This window comes from Psychrobacillus sp. Z3-81 (assembly GCF_056620325.1).
This window is the reverse complement of the sequence record NZ_JBWQPU010000053.1, coordinates 1-278: the sequence shown is the minus strand read 5'-3', so window position 1 is coordinate 278 and position 278 is coordinate 1. Positions and strand designations below refer to the sequence as shown.

1 protein-coding gene is annotated in these 278 nt (G+C 45.7%); it reads left to right on the top strand.

From position 1 onward, the window contains the following. On the top strand, positions 1 to 278 hold a 278-nt coding region (locus AC1ECF_RS17595; protein WP_480390736.1), incomplete at both ends, for an S-adenosylmethionine:tRNA ribosyltransferase-isomerase.

The window sequence follows — 278 nt, the reverse complement described above, 5'->3', positions numbered from 1 at the left end:
ATGAAGCCAAAAGGAACGGAAAAAGAATCATTGCCGTGGGGACAACAGTTGTCCGGGCATTGGAGTCCGCTGCTGAAGCAAATGGCTTGGTTGAAGCAAAAGAAGGGACGACGAGTTTGTACGTCACGAAAAATTATCCGCTGAAAATAGCGGACGGACTGATTACGGGATTTCACGAGCCGGAAGCAAGCCACTTAGATATGCTTACTTCGTTTGTTCAGGAAGAATTCTTATTATCCGCATACGAAATTGCTATCACCGAAGGCTACTTATGGCAT